Origin of the sequence: Cupriavidus sp. SS-3, assembly GCF_035818815.1 — a bacterium.
Taxonomy (GTDB): domain Bacteria; phylum Pseudomonadota; class Gammaproteobacteria; order Burkholderiales; family Burkholderiaceae; genus Cupriavidus; species Cupriavidus taiwanensis_C.
Genome location: NZ_JAYLVT010000003.1, coordinates 370,700 through 394,364, shown reverse-complemented (window position 1 = coordinate 394,364; position 23,665 = coordinate 370,700). Strand labels below are relative to the sequence as shown.

General features: G+C 67.9%; 22 protein-coding genes, 1 tRNA gene and 1 pseudogene. 17 read left to right on the top strand and 7 right to left on the bottom strand.

Annotated elements, in window-relative coordinates:
* The 4 genes from U9J39_RS07760 to U9J39_RS07745 form a co-directional block, all read right to left on the bottom strand.
* On the bottom strand, positions 1 to 867 hold the full coding sequence (locus tag U9J39_RS07760; protein WP_025582061.1) for a branched-chain amino acid ABC transporter permease: 867 nt from the start codon (positions 865 to 867) through the stop codon (positions 1 to 3).
* A gap of 101 nt (positions 868 to 968) precedes the next feature.
* Positions 969 to 2,174 (bottom strand): ABC transporter substrate-binding protein, encoded by a 1,206-nt coding sequence (locus U9J39_RS07755; protein WP_115709118.1) that lies wholly within the window; start codon positions 2,172 to 2,174, stop codon positions 969 to 971.
* Positions 2,175 to 2,295: 121 nt separating this feature from the next.
* A complete protein-coding gene (locus tag U9J39_RS07750; protein ID WP_240987708.1) occupies positions 2,296 to 3,111 on the bottom strand; it encodes an alpha/beta fold hydrolase in 816 nt (271 codons plus the stop codon).
* Between the two features lie 34 nt (positions 3,112 to 3,145).
* Positions 3,146 to 4,774, bottom strand: a complete 1,629-nt coding sequence (locus U9J39_RS07745; protein ID WP_326346858.1) for a benzoate-CoA ligase family protein — start codon at positions 4,772 to 4,774, stop codon at positions 3,146 to 3,148.
* 286 nt (positions 4,775 to 5,060) lie between these two features.
* Between U9J39_RS07745 and U9J39_RS07740 the strand changes: the two genes are divergently transcribed.
* The 15 genes and pseudogenes from U9J39_RS07740 to U9J39_RS07670 form a co-directional block, all read left to right on the top strand.
* Complete coding sequence (locus U9J39_RS07740) at positions 5,061 to 6,008, top strand: helix-turn-helix transcriptional regulator (protein WP_116378528.1); 948 nt, start codon at positions 5,061 to 5,063, stop codon at positions 6,006 to 6,008.
* Between the two features lie 101 nt (positions 6,009 to 6,109).
* Complete coding sequence (gene boxC, locus U9J39_RS07735) at positions 6,110 to 7,807, top strand: 2,3-epoxybenzoyl-CoA dihydrolase (protein WP_326346857.1); 1,698 nt, start codon at positions 6,110 to 6,112, stop codon at positions 7,805 to 7,807.
* A gap of 29 nt (positions 7,808 to 7,836) precedes the next feature.
* A complete protein-coding gene (boxB, locus tag U9J39_RS07730) occupies positions 7,837 to 9,261 on the top strand; it encodes a benzoyl-CoA 2,3-epoxidase subunit BoxB (protein ID WP_326346856.1) in 1,425 nt (474 codons plus the stop codon).
* Between the two features lie 13 nt (positions 9,262 to 9,274).
* Positions 9,275 to 10,519, top strand: coding sequence for a benzoyl-CoA 2,3-epoxidase subunit BoxA (gene boxA, locus U9J39_RS07725; protein WP_116312430.1), 1,245 nt, complete (start codon positions 9,275 to 9,277; stop codon positions 10,517 to 10,519).
* Positions 10,520 to 10,632: 113 nt separating this feature from the next.
* Entirely contained in the window at positions 10,633 to 11,022 is a 390-nt protein-coding gene (locus U9J39_RS07720) for an MbcA/ParS/Xre antitoxin family protein (protein ID WP_012352603.1), read from the top strand.
* Positions 10,982 to 11,734, top strand: coding sequence for an RES family NAD+ phosphorylase (locus U9J39_RS07715; protein WP_115709104.1), 753 nt, complete (start codon positions 10,982 to 10,984; stop codon positions 11,732 to 11,734). The genes U9J39_RS07720 and U9J39_RS07715 overlap by 41 nt, the downstream gene beginning before the upstream one ends.
* A gap of 121 nt (positions 11,735 to 11,855) precedes the next feature.
* Positions 11,856 to 11,931, top strand: a tRNA-Met gene (locus U9J39_RS07710).
* 195 nt (positions 11,932 to 12,126) lie between these two features.
* A complete protein-coding gene (locus tag U9J39_RS07705) occupies positions 12,127 to 12,711 on the top strand; it encodes an NUDIX hydrolase (RefSeq protein WP_115709102.1) in 585 nt (194 codons plus the stop codon).
* 40 nt (positions 12,712 to 12,751) lie between these two features.
* Positions 12,752 to 13,504: a leucyl/phenylalanyl-tRNA--protein transferase gene (gene aat / locus U9J39_RS07700; protein WP_116312428.1), complete on the top strand. Its 753-nt coding sequence runs from the start codon at positions 12,752 to 12,754 to the stop codon at positions 13,502 to 13,504.
* A 79-nt stretch (positions 13,505 to 13,583) separates the two neighbouring features.
* Positions 13,584 to 14,381, top strand: coding sequence for an arginyltransferase (locus U9J39_RS07695; RefSeq protein ID WP_115709098.1), 798 nt, complete (start codon positions 13,584 to 13,586; stop codon positions 14,379 to 14,381).
* Between the two features lie 108 nt (positions 14,382 to 14,489).
* Entirely contained in the window at positions 14,490 to 15,524 is a 1,035-nt protein-coding gene (locus U9J39_RS07690; protein ID WP_326346855.1) for a quinone-dependent dihydroorotate dehydrogenase, read from the top strand.
* A 436-nt stretch (positions 15,525 to 15,960) separates the two neighbouring features.
* Positions 15,961 to 16,938, top strand: coding sequence for an ABC transporter substrate-binding protein (locus tag U9J39_RS07685; RefSeq protein WP_092313453.1), 978 nt, complete (start codon positions 15,961 to 15,963; stop codon positions 16,936 to 16,938).
* A 177-nt stretch (positions 16,939 to 17,115) separates the two neighbouring features.
* Entirely contained in the window at positions 17,116 to 18,012 is an 897-nt protein-coding gene (locus tag U9J39_RS07680) for an ABC transporter permease (protein ID WP_012352597.1), read from the top strand.
* Position 18,013: 1 nt separating this feature from the next.
* Positions 18,014 to 18,808 carry an ABC transporter ATP-binding protein gene (locus tag U9J39_RS07675; RefSeq protein WP_012352596.1) on the top strand — a complete coding sequence of 265 codons (795 nt, stop codon included), beginning with the start codon at positions 18,014 to 18,016 and terminating at the stop codon, positions 18,806 to 18,808.
* A gap of 302 nt (positions 18,809 to 19,110) precedes the next feature.
* A pseudogene (locus U9J39_RS07670) lies at positions 19,111 to 19,272 on the top strand (LysR family transcriptional regulator); the annotation flags it as partial.
* A gap of 46 nt (positions 19,273 to 19,318) precedes the next feature.
* On the opposite strand, the gene U9J39_RS07665 reads toward U9J39_RS07670, so the two are convergent.
* From U9J39_RS07665 to U9J39_RS07655, 3 genes are read right to left on the bottom strand one after another with little or no spacing between them, the layout of a single operon-like run.
* Complete coding sequence (locus U9J39_RS07665; protein WP_326346854.1) at positions 19,319 to 19,588, bottom strand: hypothetical protein; 270 nt, start codon at positions 19,586 to 19,588, stop codon at positions 19,319 to 19,321.
* The gene (locus U9J39_RS07660) at positions 19,585 to 20,997 is read right to left on the bottom strand and encodes a LutB/LldF family L-lactate oxidation iron-sulfur protein (RefSeq protein ID WP_116312426.1); all 1,413 of its coding nucleotides are present in this window, start codon (positions 20,995 to 20,997) and stop codon (positions 19,585 to 19,587) included. The genes U9J39_RS07665 and U9J39_RS07660 overlap by 4 nt, the downstream gene beginning before the upstream one ends.
* Positions 20,998 to 21,026: 29 nt before the next feature.
* The gene (locus U9J39_RS07655; protein WP_326346853.1) at positions 21,027 to 21,752 is read right to left on the bottom strand and encodes a (Fe-S)-binding protein; all 726 of its coding nucleotides are present in this window, start codon (positions 21,750 to 21,752) and stop codon (positions 21,027 to 21,029) included.
* A gap of 237 nt (positions 21,753 to 21,989) precedes the next feature.
* On the opposite strand from U9J39_RS07655, the gene U9J39_RS07650 reads away from it, so the two are divergent.
* Together U9J39_RS07650 and U9J39_RS07645 are read left to right on the top strand one after the other, a co-directional pair.
* Positions 21,990 to 22,775, top strand: a complete 786-nt coding sequence (locus tag U9J39_RS07650; protein ID WP_012352591.1) for an IclR family transcriptional regulator — start codon at positions 21,990 to 21,992, stop codon at positions 22,773 to 22,775.
* Between the two features lie 138 nt (positions 22,776 to 22,913).
* Complete coding sequence (locus U9J39_RS07645; RefSeq protein WP_326346852.1) at positions 22,914 to 23,663, top strand: FadR/GntR family transcriptional regulator; 750 nt, start codon at positions 22,914 to 22,916, stop codon at positions 23,661 to 23,663.
* Positions 23,664 to 23,665 lie beyond the last annotated feature (2 nt).

Sequence of the window (23,665 nt, the reverse complement as noted above, 5' to 3'; positions counted from 1 at the left end):
TCACCCCGCCTTGAACAGCCCCTGCGGCTTCCACAGCAGGATCACCGCCATCAGCAGGTAGATCAGCACGCCGGCTGCCTCCTGCCAGAACACCTTGCCGAAGGTATCGACAAAGCCCAGCAACAGCGACGCCACCAGCGCGCCCTTGACCGAGCCGATGCCGCCGATCACCACCACCACGAAGCAGACGATCAGCACCTGCGCGCCCATGCCGGGATAGACCGACGACACCGGCGCGGCGATCATGCCGGCCAGCACCGCCAGCGCCACGCCGAGCGCGAACACAAAGCGGTACAGCACGGTGATATTGATGCCGAGCGACTGCACCATCTCGCGGTTGGTGGCGCCGGCGCGGATCATCATGCCCAGGCGCGTGCGGCGGATCACGTAGTACATCGCCAGCGCCACCACCAGGCAGATGGCGGAGATGAACAGGCGGTACACGGGATACGTCATGTCATTGCCGATCGGCAGCGCGCCGTCGAGCAGCGCCGGCACCTGCACGCCGTGCACGTCATCGCCGACCAGGATGCTGCGCAGCTCCTCGAACACCAGGATCAGGCCATAGGTCATCAGCACCTGCTGCAGGTGGTCGCGCTCGTACAGGTAGCTGAAGAAGGCCCATTCCAGCACGTAGCCGAACGCCACCGCCAGCACGATGCCCAGCGGGATGGCGATGAACAGGTTGCCGGTCAGTCCGGCCAGCGTGAAGGCCAGGTAGGCGCCCAGCATGTAGAAGCTGCCGTGGGCCAGGTTGATCACGCCCATGATGCCGAAGATCAGCGTCAGGCCGCTGGCGACCAGGAACAGCAGCAGGCCGTACTGGACGCTGTTCAGGCACTGGATGAGGAAGGAGACGATGTCCATGCGGGCAATACATCAAGGAACCGATAGCGCCACGCATGCTGGTGGCAAGCTCCCTCTCCCGCGCCTGGGAGAGGGGCGCAAACACGCGGGTGTTGAAGCGCTTACAGCCGGCAGCCGCGCGCCGGATCAGCCAGCGCCTTCACCGCCACCGCACTGACCTTGTTCTCGCGCCCGTCAACCTTGCGCAGGTAGAAGTCCTGAACCGGGTTGTGCGCCTTGGACAGCGTGAAGGTGCCGCGCGGGCTGTCGATCCTGGCGCCGCCCATGGCCTTGTACAGGTCGGCCTTGCGCGTCATGTCGCCCTTCACCGCGGTCGCGCCGGCCGCCAGCAGCTGCGCGGCATCGTAGCCCTGCACCGCGTACACGTCGGGCTGCAGCTTGTAGGTCTTGGCGTAGTCCAGGCGGAAATTCTTGTCGCGCGCGTTGCTCAGGCCGTCGGCGTAATGCAGCGTGGTCTCCAGGCCCTGCGCGGCGTTGCCCTGCGCCTCGAGCGTACCGTCGGTCAGGAAGCCCGAGCCATACAGCGGAATCTTGTCCTTCAGCCCGGCCGCGGCCCAGTCCTTGACGAACTTGACCGCGCCCCCGCCGGCAAAGAACACGAACACGGCATCGGGCTTGAGCGATGCCACTTCGGTGATCAGCGCCTGGAACTCGACATTGGGGAACGGCAGGCTCAGCTCCTTCACCACCTTGCCGCCCTTGGCCTCGAACGCTTCCTTGAAGCCCTTGACCGACTGCTCGCCGGCAGCGTATTTCCAGGTCAGCGTCACCACCTTCTTCAGGCCGCGTTCGCCCAGCACCTGGCCCATGGCATAGCCCGGCTGCCAGTTCGAGAACGAGGTGCGGAAGATGTTGGGCCCGCACAGCGGTCCGGTGGCCTCGTCGACGCCGGCGTTGGGAATGATCAGCAGCGTGTTGTTTTCCTTGGCCACCTTGACGATGCCCATCTGCACGCCGGAATGCACCGTGCCGACCACCACGTCGACCTGGTCGCGCTTGACCAGCTTGGTGGCATTCTCAGGCGCCTTGGCCGGATCGGACTCGTCGTCGACCTTGAAGTACTCGATCTCGCGCCCGCCCAGCTTGCCGCCCTGCTGCTGCACGTACATGCGGAAGCCGTTTTCGATGGCGTTGCCCAGCGCGGCGTAGGTGCCGGTGTACGGCAGCATGAAGCCGACCTTGATCTTGCCGCCGGCGGGGGCGCCGGTCGCGGGGGCCGCGGTCTGCGCGGACGCGCCGGCCATGGCAAAGACGGTGGCGACGGCAAGGCAGGCAGGCGCAAGCCTGCGCGATGGGAAGCGACGCATGGTGTCTCCTGGTGGTCAAGCCGGTTGGCTCGCTGGACCGTTGCCGGTCACCCCTGCCCTTGCCACGGGCCGCCGGCGCATCTGGCACCGGGAACCCCTGCGCAATCGGCGGGAAGCCGAATTATTTTAGGTTTGAAGTATATGCGTTTATATGCCGAACCGCGGCCAGCGTCAACGGATCTTTTTGGTCGCGATGGGGCGAATGTCCGCATCGCGCGAGTTTAAGCAAGGTGGTCTGGGGGGCATATCGATGGATACCCTCGATCTGCGCCATGGTGCCGTACTCGTCGTCCTCGCCCTGCACCGCCAGCACCGGGCATCGGATGCCGGACAGCAGCGGCCGCAGGTCCCAGGCGCGGAATTCAGGGTCGAGCCAGATATCGTTCCAGCCCCAGAACGCGGAATCGACATCCGCGTGGTGGCGCGCCAGCCGCTCGCGCAGGTCGGTTTCGAGATAGGCCTGGCGCGTCGCCGCGATGCTTTGCACCGACAGGTCTTCGACCACGATATGGGGCGCCAGCACGGTGATGCCCGCCACCGCACGCGCAAAGCTGGCAGCGTGGATCAGCGCGATCGAGCCGCCGTCGCTGTGGCCTAGCAGCCAGGGCGTGCCGTGCGCGCGGCCGGGTCCGATTTCGAGCGCATCGAACAGCGCGGGCAACGCCTCGCGCGCCTGCCGGTGCATGAAATCGGGGCGCCACTTCTGGTCGTGCGGCCGCGGCGTGGAGCGACCGTAGCCGTAGCGGGAAAACACCAGCCCGCGGTAATCGCCGGCCTCGCAGAAGTCCAGCGGAAAGTCGCGCCACATGCTGACCGAGCCCAGGCCCTCGTGCAGGAACACCACCAGCGGGCGCTGCGCGCGCTGCGGGCGCAGCCACTGGTATTCGATCTGGATGCGGCGGTTGTCGAACGGAATCTCGACCAGGCTGCTGGGCATGGACATCTTGTCTGGTTGCATCGGTTAAGGAAGTTCAGCCGCGCGCGGCCTGCTCGCGCTGGCGCAGGCGGAAGCGCTGGATCTTGCCGGTCGCGGTCTTGGGCAGTTCCGGCACGCATTCGATCTGGCGCGGGTACTTGTACGGCGCCAGGCGCGACTTGATGAAGGCCTGCAGTTCCGCCGCCATGCCGTCGTGCCACTGCTGGCCGGGCCGCAGTACCACGAACGCCTTGGGCTTGACCAGTTCGTCGGCGTCCGTCACGCCGATCACCGCTGCTTCCAGCACGGCCGGATGCTGTGCCAGCGCTGCCTCGACCTCGAACGGCGAGACGTAGATGCCGCCGACCTTGAGCATGTCGTCGCTGCGGCCGGCGTAGGTGTAGTAGCCGTCCGCATCGCGCAGATACTTGTCGCCGCTGCGGGTCCAGGCGCCGACAAAGGTCTCGCGGCTCTTGTCGCGGTTGCACCAGTACATCAGCGCGGCGCTCGGGCCCTTGATGTAGAGCTCGCCGATCTCGCCGGCGGCGCACGGCTGGCACTGCTCGTCGAGCAGCCTGATTTCGTAGCCGGGGACCGGCACGCCGGTGGTGCCGTAGCGCACCGCGCCCGGCCGGTTCGACAGGAAGATATGCAGCATCTCGGTGGAGCCGATGCCGTCGAGGATGTCGCAGCCGAAATGCGCCAGGAAGCGTTCGCCGATATCGCGCGGCAGCGCCTCGCCGGCCGAGGTGCATACGCGCAAGGCCACCTGCACTCGCGCCGGCAGCTCGGGCGCGGCCAGCATGCCGGCGAACAGTGTCGGCACGCCGCAGAACAGCGTCGGCTTGTGCTCGCACAGCCGTTTGAACACGGCCGCGGGCGTGGGCCGCTCGGCCATCAGCACGGTGGTGGCGCCGACCGACAGCGGGAAGGTCAGCGCGTTGCCCAGCCCGTAGGCAAAGAACAGCTTGGCCGCGGAGAACACCACGTCGGCCTCGCGAATGCCCAGCACCTGCCGTGCATAGAGGTCGGCGGTATGGAACAGGTTGGCGTGGGTATGCACGGTGCCCTTGGGCCGGCCGGTCGAGCCGGACGAGTAGAGCCAGAACGCCATGTCGTCGGGCCCGGTGCTCGCAGTCGTTGCCGGTGTGCGCATGCGCGCCAGCATCGCGCCGACGCTGCACGACGGTGCGGCGCCGGCGTGCGGTGCGGCCTGGATCACGGTCGGCGACAGCCCGCTCTTGTCGATCGCGGCCTGCATCACCTGCAGCAGCGGCTCGGACACCACCACCGCGCGTGCGCTGCAGTGTTCGAGCATGTAGGCGTAGTCGTCGGCCGTCAGCAGGGTATTGACCGCCACCGGCACCACGCCGGCCAGCAGGCAGCCGAGGAACACCACCGGAAAATCGACCGTATCCAGCGCGCACAGCAACAGGCGCTCTTCCTGGCGCAAGCCGGCCGCGCGCAGCGCGCCGGCGAAGCGGCGGGCCCGCTCGTCGAGCTCGGCGTAGGTCAGCGCGGTGGTGTCGTCGCGATAAGCGGTCTTGGCCCCGCGGCCGGCCGCGAGGTTGCGCGACAGCAGATCGTCGGCGGCGTTATAGCGTGACGGCAGCGCCGCAATGGCACCAGTGGTGCCAGTGGTGCCGGCCGCGGCCGCGGCCGCGGCAAGGGTGGGGGGCGTCATGTCTGCACTCCTCGGGGTCGCGCGCCGCGGCCCGCTACTGCCCCGCGGGCGCGCGCCGGCACCAGGCCAGTCGCTGTTATGGGGACCGGCCGGAATGGAGCCGGAATCCGCTTGTTGATGCATTTTATTTCACATCAACTATTATGCAACCAAGGGAATGCACTATAGGACAGGGGTCGCGGTCGCAGCCGCCTCCGGCACCACTTGGTGCGGCCCCGCTGAACGTATAATGCGCCCCTGCTTTTGCCAGAGCCTTCATTGGCCGCCTCCAACCCCGACCGACACCATGCGCCGCGATTCCGCACCGCTGCCCGCCGCCAGCGCCGCCGAGGCCGACACCCCTGCCGCGCCCGCTGCCAACGCCGAACGCGACCCCTACCTGACCCGGCTGGGCGAGCGCATCCGCTCGCTGCGCGCCTCGCGCGGCATGTCGCGCAAGGACCTGGCGCGCGGCGCGGCCGTGTCCGAACGCTATCTGGCCAATCTGGAAACCGGCACCGGCAATGCCTCGGTGCTGCTGCTGCGGCAGGTGGCGCGCGCGCTCGATGTGCCATTGCCGGTGGTGCTGGCCGAGGTGGACACCCTCAACGGCCAGCAGGCGTCCGAATTCGCGCAGATGGTCCAGTGGCTGGCGCAATTGCCAGCCGGCGACCTTGCGCGGGTACGCGAAGCCTGCCGCCATGCGCTGGCGCCGGAACAGTCCGGCGATGCGCGCCACCGCCGCATCGCGCTGATCGGCCTGCGCGGCGCCGGCAAGTCGACGCTCGGGCGCGCGCTCGCCGCGGTGCGCGACGTGCCCTTCGTCGAACTGAATACCGTGATCGAGCAGGAAGCAGGCGCCAGCCTGTCCGAGATCCACTCCCTGTACGGGCAGGCCGCCTATCGCCGCTACGAAATGCGCGCGCTGGAGCGGACCCTGCGCGAACACGACCGCATGGTGCTGGCCACCCCCGGCAGCCTGGTGTCGGAGCCGGCCACCTTCAACCTGCTGCTGGCGCAGTGCTACACCATCTGGGTGCGCACCTCGCCCGAAGAGCACATGGCGCGCGTGGTGGCCCAGGGCGACATGCGGCCGATGGAAGGCAACCGCGAGGCCATGGCCGACCTGCGCCGTATCCTCGAAGCGCGCGCGCCGCTGTATGACCGGGCCGACCTGTCGATCGACACCAGCGGCCAGGACGCCGCCGCCTCGCTGCAGCAACTGCGAGCCCGGCTGGAGGCCGCGGGCGCCTGAGCTGCCCCGGCGCAGGCCGACAAAGACGTTGCACCACCCGTCTCCATGCACTATATTTCATCAAAAGCCGCAAGGCACGATAGTGCACTCTGGAGACAGCCATGTCCACGCCGGCAATCGCCCCGCAGCACCCCGGCTCGGCCGACGCGCCCGCGCCGGTCACGTTCGAGCGCCACCCCGACCAGTACCGCCACTGGAAGCTGAACTTCAACGGCCCCATCGCCACGCTGGCGATGGACGTCGACGAGGAAGGCGGCCTGCGTCCGGGCTATGCGCTCAAGCTCAATTCATACGACCTCGGCGTCGACATCGAACTGCACGACGCGCTGCAGCGCATCCGCTTCGAGCACCCCGAGGTGCGCACCGTGGTGCTCACCAGCGCACGCGAGCGCATCTTCTGCTCGGGCGCCAATATCTTCATGCTGGGGCAGTCGTCGCACGCGTGGAAGGTCAACTTCTGCAAGTTCACCAACGAGACCCGCAATGCCATCGAGGACGCCAGCCGGCACTCGGGATTGAAGTTCATCGCCGCCTGCAACGGCACTACCGCCGGCGGCGGCTATGAACTGGCGCTGGCATGCGACGAGATCGTGCTGGTCGACGACCGTTCGTCCGCGGTAAGCCTGCCCGAGGTGCCGCTGCTGGGGGTGCTGCCCGGCACCGGCGGGCTTACGCGCGTAACCGACAAGCGCCATGTGCGCCGCGACCACGCCGACATCTTCTGCACCACCACCGAAGGCGTGCGCGGCCAGCGCGCCAGGGACTGGAAGCTGGTCGACGAGGTGGTCAAGCCGGCGCGCTTCGCCGAATACGTGGCCGAGCGCGCCGCGGCGCTGGCAGCGACCAGCGACCGTCCGCAAGGCCACCACGGCATCACCCTGACGCCGCTGTCGCGCACCATCGAGCCGGACGGCTATCGCTACGAGACCGTGCGCGTGCACGTCGACACCGCCGCGCGCAAGGCCACGCTGACCGTGTTCGGCCCCGACAAGCACCAGCCCGCCGACCTGGCCGGCGTGGTCGCGGCGGGCGCGCAATGGTGGCCGCTGAAGATGGCGCGCGAACTCGACGACGCCATCCTGACGTTGCGCACCAACCACCTCGACCTCGGCATCTGGGTCCTGAAGACCGATGGCGACCCCGCCGCGGTGATGGCGGCCGATGCCCTGCTGCAGGCGCACGCCGGCCACTGGTTCGTGCGCGAGACGCTGGGCATGCTGCGCCGCACGCTGGCGCGGCTGGATGTGTCGTCGCGCAGCCTGATCGCGCTGATCGAACCCGATTCCTGCTTTGCCGGCACGCTGCTGGAACTGGCGCTGGCCGCCGACCGCAGCTACATGCTGCACCTGCCCGACGCCCCCGACGACGCGCCGCGCGTGTTCGTCTCGCCGCTCAACTTCGGCCACTACCCCATGCCCAACGGCCACACCCGGCTGGCCGCGCGCTTCTACGGCGACGAGGCCGCGCTGGGCCCGGTGCGCGACCACATCGGCGCGCCGCTGGACGCGCTCAGCGCCGATTCGCTCGGCCTGATCACCGCGGCGCCGGACGATATCGACTGGGAAGACGAGATCCGCATCGCGCTGGAGGAACGCGCCAGCCTGTCGCCGGATGCGCTGACCGGGCTGGAAGCCAACCTGCGCTTCGGCGGCGCCGAGACCATGGAGACCCGCATCTTCGGGCGGCTCACCGCCTGGCAGAACTGGATCTTCCAGCGCCCCAACGCCGTCGGCGAGCACGGCGCGCTGAAGGTCTTCGGCAGCGGCAACAAGGCCCGCTTCGACTGGGATCGCGTCTAGCGCGCCCGCAAGACACAGGAGACCAGGACGTGAGCATCGACTACAGCCAGAAGATCCCCAACAACGTCAACCTGTCCGACGACCGCGCGCTGCAGCGCGCGCTGGAACACTGGCAACCCGCCTTCCTCGACTGGTGGCGCGACATGGGGCCCGATGGCTCGCACGACTTCGAGGTGTACCTGCGCACCGCGGTGTCGGTCGATCAATCGGGCTGGGCGCATTTCGATCACGTCAGGATGCCGGACTACCGCTGGGGCATCTTCCTGCAGCCGGCCGATCCCGAGCGTCGCATCCACTTCGGCGAGCACAAGGGCGAGGCCGCGTGGCAGGAGGTGCCGGGCGAGCACCGTGCCAACCTGCGCCGCATCATCGTGACCCAGGGCGACACCGAACCCGCCTCGGTCGAGCAGCAGCGCCATCTCGGGCTGACCGCGCCGAGCCTGTACGATCTGCGCAACCTGTTCCAGGTCAACGTCGAAGAAGGCCGCCACCTGTGGGCGATGGTGTACCTGCTGCACCGCTATTTCGGCCGCGACGGTCGCGAGGAAGCCGAGGCGCTGCTGGAGCGCCGCTCCGGCGACCAGGACAACCCGCGCATCCTCGGCGCCTTCAACGAACGCACGCCGGACTGGCTGTCGTTCTTCATGTTCACCTATTTCACCGACCGCGACGGCAAGTTCCAGCTGTGCGCGCTGGCCGAGTCCGGCTTCGATCCGCTGGCGCGCACCACGCGCTTCATGCTGACCGAGGAAGCGCACCACATGTTCGTGGGCGAATCGGGCGTATCGCGCGTGATCCAGCGCACCTGCGAGGTCATGCGCGAGCGCGGCATCGACGACCCGGCCGAGGTGCGCGCCGCCGGCGTGATCGACCTGCCGACCATCCAGCGCTACCTGAACTTCCACTACAGCGTCACCATCGACCTGTTCGGCGCCGACCAGTCGTCGAACGCCGCCACCTTCTACAGCGCGGGGCTGAAGGGACGCTTCGAGGAGGGCAAGCGCGCCGACGACCATGTGCTCAAGGGCGAGGTCTACCGCGTGCTGGAGGTGCGCGACGGCCGCCTTGGCGAGCGCGAGGTGCCGATGCTCAACGCCCTCAATGAAGTGCTGCGCGACGACTACATCAAGGACGGCATGGGCGGCGTGGCGCGCTGGAACAAGGTCATCGAAAAGGCCGGCATCCCGTTCCGCCTGAGCGTGCCGCACAAGGCCTTCAATCGCAAGATCGGCACGCTGGCCAACGTCCATGTCTCGCCCGACGGCAGGCTGATATCGGAAGCCGAATGGAAGGCCAGCGAGCGCGACTGGCTGGCGACCGACGAAGACCGCGCCTTCGTCGCCTCGCTGATGGGCCGCGTCACCGAGCCCGGCAAGTACGCCAACTGGATCGCGCCGCCGGCGGTGGGCATCAATCGCCAGCCGATGGATTTCGAATACGTGCGCTTCAACTGAAACCAGATACGCCATGGGCGCCCCCGACATCATCAAGCAGCATCTGATCGATCCGGAAATCTGCATTCGCTGCAACACCTGCGAAGACACCTGCCCGATCGACGCCATCACCCATGACGACCGCAACTACGTGGTCCGGGCCGACGTTTGCAACGGCTGCAACGCCTGCCTGTCGCCCTGCCCGACCGGCGCCATCGACAACTGGCGCACCATGCTGCGCGGCCAGGCCTATTCGATCGACGCACAGCTGCTGTGGGACGAGTTGCCGGCCGAGTTGCCGTTGCCGGAGCTGGACAGCGCGGACCAGGCCGCGCCGGCCACCGCCGGCAGCGGCACCACCACGGCCGACGACGCCGCGATCCAGGCGGTCGAGACCAGCCGCCATACCTCGCCGCGCGCACCGTGGTCGGCCGCCCATCCCTATGTGAACCTGCACGGCGTGCGCGTCCCGGTGACCGCCACCGTGGCCGGCAATTACCGGCTCACCGCCGCGGATGCCTCGAGCGACATCCACCATATCGTGCTGGATCTCGGCACCCACTTTTTCCCGATCCTGGAGGGCCAGTCGATCGGCATCGTGCCACCCGGAACCGATGCCGCCGGCAAGCCGCACTACATCCGCATGTATTCGGTCGCCAGCCCGCGCGACGGCGAGCGCCCGGGCTATAACAACCTCGCGCTGACGGTGAAGCGGGTCGAGCAGGACCACGACGGCAAGGCGGTGCGCGGCGTGGCGTCGAACTACCTGTGCGACCTGGCCAAGGGCGACACGGTGCAGGTGGTGGGCCCGTTCGGCTCGACCTTCCTGATGCCCAACCACGCCGAGGCCAGCGTGATGATGATCTGCACCGGCACCGGGTCGGCACCGATGCGCGCCATGACCGAGCGCATGCGCCGCAACCTGGCGCAATTCAGCGGGCGCCGCCTGCTGTTCTTCGGCGCGCGCAATGCCGCCGAACTGCCCTACTTCGGCCCGCTGCTGAAGCTGCCCAGGGACTTCCTCGACATCCACTTCGCCTTCTCGCGCGACCCGGCCACGCCGCGCCGCTATGTCCAGGACGCGATCCGCGAAGCCGCCGACAGCGTTGCCGCGCTGCTTGGCGACGCCAACGGCCATGTCTATATCTGCGGCCTGAAAGGCATGGAGGAAGGCGTGCTGGCGGCATTTGAAACGGTCTGCGCCGGCGCCGGTCTTAACTGGAAGGCGCTGGAAACCACCATGAAGGCCGAAGGACGGCTGCATATCGAAACCTATTAGCCGCGACCCGGGCAACCGCCCGCGCGGCGCCACGGGTCGGATCTTTTTGGGCAGCCCCTTCCCTTCTGAAATTCATCGCCTATAATCTTTCTGAAGAAACAGGAGCATAGGCGATGCAATCGAGGCGGATTCCCGAAACCGATCCCGCCGGCGGCCCCGACCCCGGCACCACGCTGACCAAGGCGGTCATGCGCGCCGCGGGCTTCCTGGGCATCAGCCAGGCCATGGTGGCAAGCGTGCTGGGCATCAGCACCGCCTCGGTCTCGCGCATGGCGTCGGGCGGCTATGTGCTCGACGCGCACCGCAAGGAGTGGGAGTTCGGCGTCTTGTTCGTGCGCCTGTTCCGCTCGCTCGACGCCATCCTGGGCCACGGCGACCAGGCCCGCCTGTGGCTGACCAACGACAACCTCGCGCTGGGCGGCAAGCCGCTTGAACTGATCCGCACAACCGAAGGTCTGGTCCGTGTCGTTCACTATCTGGACGCCACCCGCGGTCGCATCTGAGCGCCGGCAGTTCGCGCTCACGCTGTGGCGGGCGGTGGAAGCCCAGCATGTGGTCTCCACCATGCCGCTGGTCGACAGCCTGGAGGAACAGGCGGTGCTGGAAGCGGTGCTCGACGCCGGCAAGCCGGCCGTGCCCCTGGAGGCACGCCATCTGCACTATCTGCTGTTCACCCCGTTCCGCTACCCGCCCTCCCCGTGGGGCTCGCGCTTCCGCGCCAGCCAGGACCCGGGCGTGTTCTATGGCGCCAACGAGATCCGCACCGCCTGCGCCGAGCTCGGCTACTGGCGCTGGCGCTTTCTCAACGACAGCCCGGCGCTACCCCGCATCGACGCACGCGCGCAGACGCTGTTCGAAGTGCGGGTCGAGACCTCCGGGGTGGCGCTCGACCAGCCGCCGTTCGACCGCGACCGCGCCGCCTGGACCGATCCGGACAACCACGAACCCTGCCAGGCGTTCGGCCGCATCGTGCGCGAAGCCGGCCTCGGCATGATCCGCTACACCTCGGTGCGCGATCCGCAGCACGGGCCCTGCGGCGCGGTGCTGACGCCGCGCGCGTTCTCGCACCCGACACCGCTCGCCACCACCACGTGGATGCTGACCGTGCGCCGCGACCGCGTGATCTGGCAGCGCGACGACCTGCAGCAGCGCGACAGCTTCGAGTTCGAGGCCGCGCTGTGGCAGCGCACAAGCGATACCCCCGAGGCGCGCTGAACCTCTGCCCCGCCGCGGCGATCTAATCGTTATGGCATGTGGCAATGCGCATCGCCCACGGTTTTGTTAAACAGGTGTTGCATTGCGCAACCAGATGCCATATAATCTTTTCTTCGACGGACGCGGGGTGGAGCAGTTGGCAGCTCGTCGGGCTCATAACCCGAAGGTCGCAGGTTCAAGTCCTGCCCCCGCAACCAACCGCACAGATGCTTATCTGTGACGCCGTCGACGCAGACAAACCCGCCTTCGGCGGGTTTTTTGTTTGGTGCCGCCAACCCGCGTCGCGCGGGTGCCGCTGCGGCATGCCGACCGATGGTGCACCACCGCTCCTACGGCCCGCCGGTGCTCTCGGCGGGGGTGATACACTTTCGCCATTCTCCCGGACGCCCCTCATGAAATTCTGCTCGAACTGTGGCCATGCGGTCGTGTTGCGCGTGCCTGACGGCGACAACCGCCCGCGCAGCGTTTGCGACAACTGCGGCACCATCCACTACGTCAATCCCCGCAACGTGGTCGGCACCATCCCGGTCTGGGAAGACAAGATCCTGCTGTGCAAGCGCGCGATCGAGCCCCGCTACGGCTTCTGGACCCTGCCTGCGGGCTTCATGGAGATCGGCGAGACCACCGCCCAGGCGGCCTCGCGCGAAACCCTGGAAGAAGCCGGCGCGCGCGTGCAGGTGGGCGAGCTGTTCTCGATCCTGAACGTGCCGCATGTGCACCAGGTGCACCTGTTCTACCTCGCCACGCTCGACGACCTCGACATCGCGCCCGGCGAGGAAAGCCTGGAAGTGAAGCTGGTGGCTGAGGCCGATGTGCCCTGGGATGAACTGGCCTTCCCCACCGTGATCCATACCCTGCGCTGCTTCTTTGCCGACCGCACCGCCGGCCGGCTGCAGGACGGCAGCTTCCGGCTGCACAGCCTGGACATCGACAAGCCCATGCGCCCGCTGACCAGCCGGGCCACGGTCACGCCCTGAGCGGCAGGCCTGCCGCGCACCGCCCTCCGGCGCAGTCCGCATGATTGCCTGGCTGGACCCCCAAGATCCGTTTCCCCCGGTCGAGCACGCGCTCGGGCCGGATTCCGAGGCCCCCGGCCTGCTTGCCGCCAGCCGCGAGCTGTCGCCGCAGCGGCTGCTGCTGGCGTATCGCCAGGGCATCTTCCCGTGGTATTCGAGCGGCCAGCCGGTGCTGTGGTGGAGCACCGATCCGCGCATGGTGCTGGCGCCGCCGGCATTGCGCGTCTCGGCCAACCTGCGCAAGACGCTGCGGCGCGTGCTGCGCGATGCCGACTGGGAAATCCGCGTCGACCACGATTTCCTGGCCGTGATGCGCGCCTGCGCGAGCACGCCGCGCGAGGGCCAGGACGGCACCTGGATCACCGATGCCATCGTCGCCGCGTACGGCACCCTGCACCGCAACGGCCTGGCGCACTCGGTCGAGAGCTGGTACCGCGGCGAGCGCGTCGGCGGCCTGTATGGCGTGGCGCTGGGGCGGATGTTCTTTGGCGAATCGATGTTTGCGCACCGCACCGACGCGTCCAAGATCGCGCTGGCGGCGCTGTGCGCGTTCCTCGGCAACCACGGCGTGGCGATGATAGACTGCCAGCAGGAAACCGACCACCTGGCTTCGCTGGGTGCGCGCCCCATCCCCCGCGCCGAATTCGTGGCACATGTGCGCGCGGCAACGGCACAGCCGGCGATCAGTCCGTGGCGGTTCGACAAATCGGTGCTGGAGCGCTGGGCCGGGACACCCGCCGCGCCGGCAGCCTGAATCCCTGGCACGGGTGCCGACGCTGACGCTGCGGACCACCGTGCAAACCGCGCCGTCCCGCCCCGGAGCACCCTGAGTCATGAGCAAGCTGAAGGAACTACCGCTGTCCGCGCTGCAGTTCTATGCCACGGCGCCCTACGCTTGCAGCTATCTCGACGGGCGCATGGCGCGCTCCCAGGTGGCCACGCCGGCGCACCTGATCAATGCCGACGTCTATTCGCGCCTGGTGCGCGCGGGCTTCCGCCGCAGCGGCATCTTCACCTACCGGCCCTATTGCGACGATTGCCACGCCTGCACGCCGTGCCGCGTGCTGGTCGATCAGTTCACCCCGGACCGCTCGCAGCGCCGCGCATGGAACCGCCACCAGCACCTGCAGGCGCTGGTGGCGCCGCTGACCTACGTCGAAGAGCACTATTCGCTGTACCTGCTGTACCAGTCGATGCGCCATGCCGGCGGCGGCATGGACCAGGACAGCCGCGACCAGTACGAGCAGTTCCTGCTGCAGAGCCGCGTCAACTCGCGCCTGGTCGAGTTCCGCGATCCCCCCGGCTCGCCCGAGGCCGGCCGGCTGCGCATGGTCAGCATGATCGACGTGCTCGACGACGGGCTGTCGTCGGTCTACACCTTCTACGATCCGCTCGAACGCAACGCCAGCTACGGCACCTACAACATCCTGTGGCAGATCCGCCAGACCCATGCGCTGGGCCTGCCGCACCTGTACCTGGGCTACTGGATCGCCGACAGCCGCAAGATGGCCTACAAGGCGCGCTTCCGGCCGCTGCAGGTGCTGACCGGCAACCACTGGCACGCGTTCGAGGACGTCGCCGCCGAAGCCCCGGAAGCCGCTGCGCCGGTGCCGCCCGCGACGCAGCCATAGCCCGGCTCGGCCGCGGGCCACCGCCACGGCCGCCCTCGCGGACGGGCCAGCCGCTACAATGCCGCCCTGGTCCCGACTTCCGCGCCGCCCCGGCGGCCGCCTGCCCACGTGCTCAACGCGCTCTACCCCCTGTTTCGCCCCGCCCTGTTCTCGATGGATGCCGAGGACGCCCACCATTTCACGCTGAACAACCTGCTGCGCGCCCACCGCATGGGCCTGGGCGGCTGCATCGGCAATCGCATCGCCGACGACCCGCGCACGGTCATGGGGGTGCGCTTTCCCAACCCGGTCGGCCTGGCCGCCGGGCTGGACAAGGACGGCGCCTATATCGACGGCCTCGCCGCGCTCGGCTTCGGCTTTATCGAGGTGGGCACGGTCACGCCGCGCGCGCAGCCGGGCAACCCGCGCCCGCGCATGTTCCGGCTGCCGCAGGCGGATGCGCTGATCAACCGCATGGGCTTCAACAACGGCGGCGTCGATGCCTTCGTCGCCAATGTGCAGGCGTCGCGCTGGAAGGCCGAGGGCGGCGTGCTGGGGCTGAATATCGGCAAGAACGCCGATACCCCGATCGAGCGCGCCAACGACGACTACCTGTACTGCCTGGAGCGCGTCTATCCGCACGCCAGCTATGTGACGGTCAACATCTCGTCGCCCAACACCAAGAACCTGCGCCAGCTGCAGGGCGCGAGCGAGCTCGACAGCCTGCTGTCGACGCTGAAGGCCGCGCAGCAGCGCCTGGCCGACCAGCACAAGCGCTATGTGCCGCTGGCGCTGAAGATTGCGCCGGATCTCGACGCCGACCAGATCGGCAATATCGGCGACGCGCTGGTGCGCCACCAGATCGATGGCGTGATCGCCACCAACACCACCATCTCGCGCGAGGCGGTCAAGGGCCTGCCGCATGCCGACGAAGCCGGCGGCCTGTCGGGGCGCCCGGTGTTCGAAGCCTCGACCCGCGTGGTGCGCGCGCTGCACGGCGTGGTCGGCGACGCGGTGCCGATCATCGGCGTGGGCGGCATCTTCGGCGGCGCCGACGCGCGCGCCAAGACCGACGCCGGGGCCAGCCTGGTGCAGGTCTACAGCGGCCTGATCTACCGCGGCCCGGCGCTGGTACGCGAGTGCGCCGCCGCGCTGCGCGGCTGAGCCCGACGGGGCCGGCCCAAGGCCCCGATCCTACCCGGGCGATGCGCCACCCGCACCGCCCGGGTCGAGGAAAGCCTCGACACCCTGGTGGCGCGCAATTGCATGAAGATGCGGCCGCCGCAATCAGGGTAATCCACAAGCAAAACCCGGTTCCCGCGCAATAAAATGCGCCTCGATGGCGGATAGCGGGCGTCTGGCAGCATCGGATGCCCCACTTCCGCATGATGACTATCCATTTCGTGCGCGGGAAGTGGTATCCTCGCAGGCTTATCGCTGTCGCATCCGACGCGTCCGCGCACGCTCCCTCCCGCCGCAGGAAGTCGCCGCGCCCGCCCGGACCGGCACCGTGCGCCAGCCGGCGCGCGGGCCAGGACGGCTGACCGAACCATCCGCGGCCGTATCCAATCCAGAACCGAGTTTCGGGGGAGCACACATAATGAAATCCACCAAGGGTCTCGCAGCATCCAAGTCCATCCTGGGCGGCGCCGTGGCGCTGGCACTGCTGTACGGCGGCGCCGTGCAGGCCCAGACCGTCAAGGTGCTGTCGATCGTCGACCATCCCGCGCTGGACGCCATCCGCGACGGCGTGCGCGCAGAGCTGAAGGCGGCCGGCTATGACGCCGACAAGAGCCTGAAGTGGGAATACCAGAGCGCCCAGGGCAACACCGGCACCGCCGCGCAGATCGCGCGCAAGTTCGTCGGCGACAACCCCAACGCCATCGTCGCCATCGCCACGCCGTCGGCGCAGGCCGTGGTGGCCGCCACCAAGACCGTGCCGGTGGTGTACTCGGGCGTGACCGATCCGGTCGCGGCGCAGCTGGTCAAGAGCTGGTCGGCGTCGGGCACCAACGTCACCGGCGTGTCGGACAAGCTGCCGCTGGACAAGCAGGTAGCCCTGATCAAGCGCGTGGTGCCCAAGGCCAAGACCGTGGGCATGGTCTACAACCCGGGTGAAGCCAACTCGGTGGTGGTGGTCAAGGAACTGAGCGCGCTGCTGGCCAAGGAAGGCCTGACGCTCAAGGAAGCCGCCGCGCCGCGCACCGTCGACATCGGCCCGGCCGCCAAGAGCCTGATCGGCAAGGTCGACGTGATCTACACCAACACCGACAACAACGTGGTGTCGGCGTACGAGGCCCTGGTCAAGGTCGCCAACGAATCGAAGATCCCGCTGGTGGCGGCCGATACCGACAGCGTCAAGCGCGGCGCCGTGGCGGCACTTGGCGTCAACTACGGCGACCTGGGCCACCAGACCGGCAAGGTGGTGGTGCGCATCCTGAAGGGCGAGAAGCCGGGCGCGATCGCCTCGCAGACCAGCGACAACCTGGAACTGTTCGTCAACACCGGCGCGGCCGCCAAGCAAGGCGTCACGCTGTCGCCGGAGCTGGTCAAGGAAGCAAAGACCGTCATCAAGTAAGCCCAGCCACGCCCTGCCATGCCGCCGCCGCGAGGCGGCGGATGCGCTGGCCCGGCCTACCCGGCCCGGCCGGAACAGACCAGGGCGAGGCGGCCGGCGGCCCCACCGGGCGTGCCGGGCGCACCGCCCCGAAACCGGCGCCAAGACAGACGCCGGACCCCGCAACAGGATTCCCCCATGTCCCTCTTTTCCCTTCTGGGCGCCCTGGAGATCGGCCTGATCTTCAGCCTGGTGGCGCTCGGGGTGCTGATTTCCTTCCGCATCCTCAATTTTCCCGACCTGACCGTCGACGGCAGCTTCCCGCTGGGCGGCGCCGTGGCCGCGACGTTGATCGCCGCGGGCCAGGACCCGTTCCTGGCGACCGTGGTCGCCATCGCGGCCGGCGCGCTGGCCGGCTGGATCACCGGCTGGCTCAACGTGCGGCTCAAGATCATGGACCTGCTCGCCAGTATCCTGATGATGATCGCGCTGTACTCGGTCAACCTGCGCATCATGGGCCGCCCCAACGTGCCGCTGATCACCGAGCCGACGCTGTTCACCGTGCTGCAGCCGGAGTGGCTGCCCGACTACGTGCTGCGCCCGCTGGTGCTGTTCGTGGTGGTGGTGGTGGCCAAGGTTGGCCTGGACTGGTTCTTCAGCTCGCAGCTGGGCCTGGCGATGCGCGCCACCGGCGCCAACCCGCGCATGGCCCGCGCCCAGGGCATCCCCACCGGCCGCGCCACGCTGGCCGGCATGGCGCTGTCCAACGCGCTGGTGGCGCTGGCCGGCGCGCTGTTCGCGCAGACCCAGGGCGGCTCCGATATCTCGATGGGCATCGGCACCATCGTGATCGGGCTGGCCGCGGTGATCATCGGCGAAACCATCCTGCCGGCACGCCGGCTGATCTGGACCACGCTGGCGGTGGTGCTGGGCGCCATCCTGTACCGCTTCTTCATCGCGCTGGCGCTGAACAGCGACTTCATCGGCCTCAAGGCGCAGGACCTGAACCTGGTCACCGCCGCGCTGGTGACGATCGCGCTGGTGCTGCCGGCGACGCGCAAGAAGCTCTTTGCCCGCAAGAACGGAGGTGCCTGAGATGCTGCGCGCACAAGACCTGAAGCTCACCTTCAACCCGGGCACCCCGATCGAGACCCGCGCACTGCGTGGCCTCAGCCTGGAAATCCCGAGCGGCCAGTTTGTCGCCGTGATCGGCTCCAACGGCGCCGGCAAGTCGACCTTCCTGAATGCGATCAGCGGCGACCAGATGGTCGACTCGGGCCGCATTACCATCGATGACACCGACGTTACGCGCAAGCCTGCGTGGGACCGCGCCCACCTGGTGGCACGCGTGTTCCAGGACCCCATGGCGGGCACCTGCGAAGCGCTGACGATCGAGGAGAACATGGCGCTGGCGATGGCCCGTGGCAGCCGCCGCGGCTTCCGCCCGGCGCTGAACCGCGCCTCGCGCGAGCTGTTCCGCGAGAAGCTGCGCCTGCTCAACCTGGGCCTGGAAAACCGCCTGACCGACCGCATCGGCCTGCTCTCCGGCGGCCAGCGCCAGGCGGTCAGCCTGCTGATGGCCTCGCTGCAGCCGTCGCGCATCCTGCTGCTGGACGAGCACACCGCCGCGCTGGACCCGAAGACCGCCGCGTTCGTGCTGGAGCTGACCGCGCGCATCGTCGAGGAAAGCAAGCTGACGACGATGATGGTGACGCACAGCATGCGCCAGGCGCTCGACTACGGCCAGCGCACGGTGATGCTGCACCAGGGGCAAGTGGTGCTGGATGTCTCGGGCGACAAGCGCAAGGGGCTGGATGTGCCGGACCTGCTGAAGATGTTCGAGCAGACGCGGCATGAGCAGCTGGATGACGATGCGTTGTTGCTGGGGTGACAGCGCGGGCAAGAAAAAATGCGGGGAGCTTCGGCTCCCCGTTTTTTGTTTAGCGCCGATCAGCGGGCGACGGCAACGGGGCGCGCCATGACGCCCAACTGTGCCGACTGTGCGCTCCCGCTCCCGCTTGCATGCCGGCGATAGCCGATGCCGCACCAAGCCTGAAACTCGGCCGGCCCGGATTCGCGACGCCGAGGATAGCGATTGAGTGAGGGGATAAATTGTTCGGCGAGTATGGAGTCGATGACTGATCACGATGCGTTCGCAGCACTGCAAGCCGAGAACGCCCGCCTGATCGGGCTGATGCGATGACGGTATTCGGTGCGAACTGGCCCAATATCGTCGCCGTGCCGATCCGCACCAAGGTCAATGCCTCGGTGCAGATCTTCCATGTGCAGACGGAGCCGCTGTCGCGGCTGTCGCTGGAATTCGTGGAGACGCTGACGGGGACGATGAAGCGTTAGGCCGCGGCGGCGATTGAAGAAGCGGCCGCGGCGAAGCGTGAAGGCCTCAGACCGTCGCCGCCTTGTCCAGCCACCGCGCCAGCTGGTCCGTCACCGCGCTGCTCGAGAACGAGCAGCTGTCCTGCGCAAACACCGCGGACATCTCCAGCCTGCGCAGCAGTTCTTCCATCGCCTGCCCGTAGACAGGCGGCAGCGCCAGCGCGCTGCCGGCATCGCGCCAGGCGCGCACGAGTTCCTGCGCGGGCATCGACCCCGCGACATGCTGGTCCAGCGCGGCGCGCATGCGCGCCAGCGTTTCCGTGTTGGCTGCGCTCATGAACGCGCCCTCCTTTCCTTGTAGAGTTCGCGGAATGTGCGGCCCGACGGCGCCGGCATGTCGCGGGTTTCGGTCCAGCCCTTGCCCGCCAGCGGCAAGCTGGCAATCAGTCCGTTGCTGCCGCCCATGCGGCCCAGCAGCCAGGCACCGATGCGGGCAGTCAGCGCATAGAGTTCGGGCCGCTTGGCCACGTAGCCCCAGGCCTTCAGCGCAAAGCGCTCCTGCCATGGCCGCAGGCCACGTTCCATCTGCTTTTCGCGCAGCTTGCGCAGCAGGTCCGACAACGGAATCGATGCCGGGCAGACGCGATTGCATTCGCCGCACATGGTGGCCGCCTGCGGCAGGTCTAACGTATTGGCCAGACCGACGTAGCTGGGCGTCAGCACGCTGCCCATCGGGCCGGGATAGACCCAGCCATAGGCATGGCCGCCGATCTTCTGGTACACCGGGCAGTGGTTCATGCAGGCGCCGCAGCGGATGCAGCGCAGCATCTCCTGGAAGTCGCCGCCGATCAGTCCGCTGCGGCCGCCATCGACCAGCACGAAATACATATGCTCGGGACCGTCGCGCTCGCCCTCGGCACGCGGCCCGGTCAGCAGCGAAAAGTAGTTGGAAATCGCCTGGCCGGTGGCCGAGCGCGGCAGCAGCCGCATCACCGTCGCCAAGTCTTCCAGCGTCGGCAGCACCTTCTCGATGCCGGTCACCGCCACGTGCACGCGCGGCATCACCGTGCACATGCCTTCATTGCCCTCGTTGGTGACTACCGCCACCGAGCCGGTCTCGGCGATGATGAAGTTGCCGCCGGTGACGCCCATGTCGGCGCTGAGGAATTCCGGGCGCAGCACTTCGCGTGCCTCGCGCGTCATCTCCGGAATCTCGGTCAGCCGCGGCTTGTGGTGGACTTTGGCGAACAGGTCCGCGATCTCGTCCTTGTCCTTGTGTACCACCGGCGCAATGATGTGCGAGGGCGGCTCCGAGTCGTTGATCTGCAGGATGTACTCGCCGAGATCGGTCTCGATGCTCTGCACGCCCATCTCGCCCAGCACCTGGTTCAGGCGCATTTCCTCGGTCACCATCGACTTGCTCTTGATGACCTTCTTCACGCCATGCTTGCGCGCGATCTCGGCGACCAGCCGCGCGGCGTCGGCGGTGGTCTCGGCAAACAGCACGGTGGCGCCGCGGCGGGTCGCGTTCTCTTCAAACGTGGCAAGCCAGACGTCGAGGTTTTCCAGCGCGCGGTTGCGACGCTCTTTCAGGGCCTCGCGCGTGGCGTCGAAATCGATGTCGCGGATCGCCTCGGCGCGCGCCGTGACAAACTTGGTCGAGAGCTTCTTCAGGTTCTGCTGCAGGCGCTGGTCGGCCAGTTTCTGCCCGGCGCGCGCCTTGAATTCCATGCTGTGGACTTGCATCGTGGCGAATTCCTGAGGTGTCTGCGCGGTCAGGCGTCGCCTGCCAGCACCTGCGCGATATGCAGCACGCGGGTGCGGCTGTCGCCGGTGCGGCGCAGGCGGCCTTCGATATTGAGGATGCAGCCCAGGTCGCCCAGCACCACCGCATCGGCGCCGGTGGCCTGGATGTTGGTGCACTTCTCGTCGACGATGGCCGTGGAGATATTGCCGTACTTGATCGAGAAGGTGCCGCCGAAACCGCAGCAGGCCTCGCAGTCCTTCATCTCGGTCAGTTGCACGCCTGGCAGGCGCGACAGCAAGGCGCGCGGCTGCTGCTTGACGCCCAGTTCGCGCAGGCCGGAACACGAATCGTGGTAAGTGATCTGGCCCGAGAACGTCGACGGCAGGGTCTCGACCCGGGCCACGTTGGCGAGGAAGTCGGTCAGCTCGTACACACGTTCGCGCAGGCGCTCGTAGCGGCCGTTCAGTTCGGGATCGTCGCGCAGCAGGTCGGCGTAGTGATGCCGGATCATGCCGCCGCAACTGCCGGACGGCACCACGATGTAGTCGAACATCTCGAACTCGCGCAGGAATTTCTCGGCCAGGTCGCGCGACACCGCACGCTCCCCCGAGTTGTAGGCCGGCTGGCCGCAGCAGGTCTGCGCCTCGGGCACCATGACCTCGCAGCCGGCGGCTTCCAGCAGCTTGAGCACCGAAAAACCGATCTCCGGGCGCATCAGGTCCACCAGGCAGGTGTGGAACAGACCGACTCGCATTGTTGACTTCTCCCAGACCCTGAAACCCCGCAATTATGCGCGCTTGGCGCCGCGGGTGGCGCATAAAGCGTTCATCGGCCTCGTGAATGCGGTGCCATGCACGGCACTTCACGCAGCGACATCACCGGCGGTTTCTTACCGTAATGTCATTTCACCTATTGAAATTTTCACGATGCGAGATAGAATCAGGCAGACGTTTAAAAATGCCGCAAGGCAACATTGCTACTTTTCCCAACCATGTCCGACGCAGACAAGTCACCCGGCAAGACGTCCATCCAGGTCATCGAGCGCATGATGACCCTGCTGGACGCCCTCGCCCAGCATGCCGACCCGGTCAGCCTGAAAGAGCTGTCGCTGGCCACCGGCCTGCATCCTTCCACCGCGCACCGCATCCTCAACGATATGGTGGCCTGCCGCTTTGTCGACCGCTCCGACCCCGGCAGCTACCGGCTCGGCATGCGGCTGCTGGAGCTGGGCAACCTGGTCAAGGCGCGCCTGTCGGTGCGCGACGCGGCACTGGCACCGATGCGCGCGCTGCACCGCGTCACCGGCCAGACCGTCAACCTGTCGGTGCGCCAGGGCGACGAGATCGTCTATATCGAGCGCGCCTACAGCGAGCGCTCGGGCATGCAGGTGGTACGCGCCATCGGCGGCCGCGCCCCGCTGCACCTGACCTCGGTGGGCAAGCTGTTCCTGGCCGCCGACGAGTCGGCGCGCGTGCGCAACTACGCCACCCGCACCGGGCTGGCTGGCCACACCCGCACCTCGATCACCGACCTGGCCAAACTCGAACGCGAACTCAACTGGGTCCGCACCAACGGCTATGCCCGCGACAACGAGGAGCTGGAACTCGGCGTGCGCTGCATCGCCGCCGGCATCTATGACGACTCGCGCCGGCTGGTGGCGGGCCTGTCGCTGTCGGCGCCGGCGGACCGGCTGCAGGACAGCTGGCTGCAGAACCTGAAGGACACCGCGCTGCAGATCTCGCGCGGCATGGGCTACGTGACCGAAGCCGCGGCCTGACGCCACCTGCCGCATTGCCGCCAACGCGCGGGCTGCCAGCGAGGCAGTCCGCGCGTTTTGCTTTTGATACCCCAGATTTTCCGCCCTAACGTTTACCCTATGTTTTCAGATAACCAGCAAACCTTATAATCGACTGCCATGCGAACCCGCACCGTCACCCTTACCGAACAGGTCACGCGCCAGTTGCGCGCCGATATCGAAAGCGGCGCCTACCCCGTCGGCAGCCGCCTGCCGACCGGCCGGCAGCTGGCCGAGCAATACGGCGTCAGCGCCGCCGTGATCCGTGAAGTCACCGAGCACCTGCGTTCGCAGGGCTTTGTCGAATCGCGCCAGGGGGTTGGCTGCACGGTGCGTTCGCGCACCGGCGCCTCCGGCTTCCAGCTGCCGCGCGAGCCCCAGCTCGACGCCGGCGAACTGGCCGACCTGTACGACCTGCGCATCGACCTGGAAGGCGCCGCCGCGGCGCTGGCCGCGGTGCGCCGCACCGATGACGACGTGGCCGCGCTGGCGGCACTGCTGCAGCGCCTGCAGGACCGGCTCTACGACCCGCAGCCGGCTGCCGATCTCGACGCGGCCTTCCATATCGGCATCGCCGCTGCCACCCACAATCCGTACTACCGCCAGCTGCTGCAATACCTGAACCTGCAGCTGCACCAGGCCGTCGCCACCGCGCGTGCCAATACGCTGCGCCAGCCGGGCCTGGCCGAGACCGTGCATGCCGAACACGAGGCCATCGTCGCGGCCATCCGCCGCGGCGACGCCGGCGCGGCGCGCGCGGCGGCGGTGGACCACCTGCAAAGCGCCGCACGCCGCCTCGGGCTTGCGCTACGCGCGCGCGACGACGCAGCGACGGCAGCGAGCGCCGCCAGCCGCGCATCCCTTTCCTGAGA

Coding starts and splice junctions, on each gene's coding strand:
- U9J39_RS07760 (WP_025582061.1), bottom strand. CDS start 867: ATGGACATCGTCTCCTTCCTCATCCAGTGCCTGAACAGCGTCCAGTAC.
- U9J39_RS07755 (WP_115709118.1), bottom strand. CDS start 2,174: ATGCGTCGCTTCCCATCGCGCAGGCTTGCGCCTGCCTGCCTTGCCGTC.
- U9J39_RS07750 (WP_240987708.1), bottom strand. CDS start 3,111: ATGCCCAGCAGCCTGGTCGAGATTCCGTTCGACAACCGCCGCATCCAG.
- U9J39_RS07745 (WP_326346858.1), bottom strand. CDS start 4,774: ATGACGCCCCCCACCCTTGCCGCGGCCGCGGCCGCGGCCGGCACCACT.
- U9J39_RS07740 (WP_116378528.1), top strand. CDS start 5,061: ATGCGCCGCGATTCCGCACCGCTGCCCGCCGCCAGCGCCGCCGAGGCC.
- boxC (WP_326346857.1), top strand. CDS start 6,110: ATGTCCACGCCGGCAATCGCCCCGCAGCACCCCGGCTCGGCCGACGCG.
- boxA (WP_116312430.1), top strand. CDS start 9,275: ATGGGCGCCCCCGACATCATCAAGCAGCATCTGATCGATCCGGAAATC.
- U9J39_RS07720 (WP_012352603.1), top strand. CDS start 10,633: ATGCAATCGAGGCGGATTCCCGAAACCGATCCCGCCGGCGGCCCCGAC.
- U9J39_RS07705 (WP_115709102.1), top strand. CDS start 12,127: ATGAAATTCTGCTCGAACTGTGGCCATGCGGTCGTGTTGCGCGTGCCT.
- aat (WP_116312428.1), top strand. CDS start 12,752: ATGATTGCCTGGCTGGACCCCCAAGATCCGTTTCCCCCGGTCGAGCAC.
- U9J39_RS07695 (WP_115709098.1), top strand. CDS start 13,584: ATGAGCAAGCTGAAGGAACTACCGCTGTCCGCGCTGCAGTTCTATGCC.
- U9J39_RS07685 (WP_092313453.1), top strand. CDS start 15,961: ATGAAATCCACCAAGGGTCTCGCAGCATCCAAGTCCATCCTGGGCGGC.
- U9J39_RS07680 (WP_012352597.1), top strand. CDS start 17,116: ATGTCCCTCTTTTCCCTTCTGGGCGCCCTGGAGATCGGCCTGATCTTC.
- U9J39_RS07675 (WP_012352596.1), top strand. CDS start 18,014: ATGCTGCGCGCACAAGACCTGAAGCTCACCTTCAACCCGGGCACCCCG.
- U9J39_RS07665 (WP_326346854.1), bottom strand. CDS start 19,588: ATGAGCGCAGCCAACACGGAAACGCTGGCGCGCATGCGCGCCGCGCTG.
- U9J39_RS07660 (WP_116312426.1), bottom strand. CDS start 20,997: ATGCAAGTCCACAGCATGGAATTCAAGGCGCGCGCCGGGCAGAAACTG.
- U9J39_RS07655 (WP_326346853.1), bottom strand. CDS start 21,752: ATGCGAGTCGGTCTGTTCCACACCTGCCTGGTGGACCTGATGCGCCCG.
- U9J39_RS07650 (WP_012352591.1), top strand. CDS start 21,990: ATGTCCGACGCAGACAAGTCACCCGGCAAGACGTCCATCCAGGTCATC.
- U9J39_RS07645 (WP_326346852.1), top strand. CDS start 22,914: ATGCGAACCCGCACCGTCACCCTTACCGAACAGGTCACGCGCCAGTTG.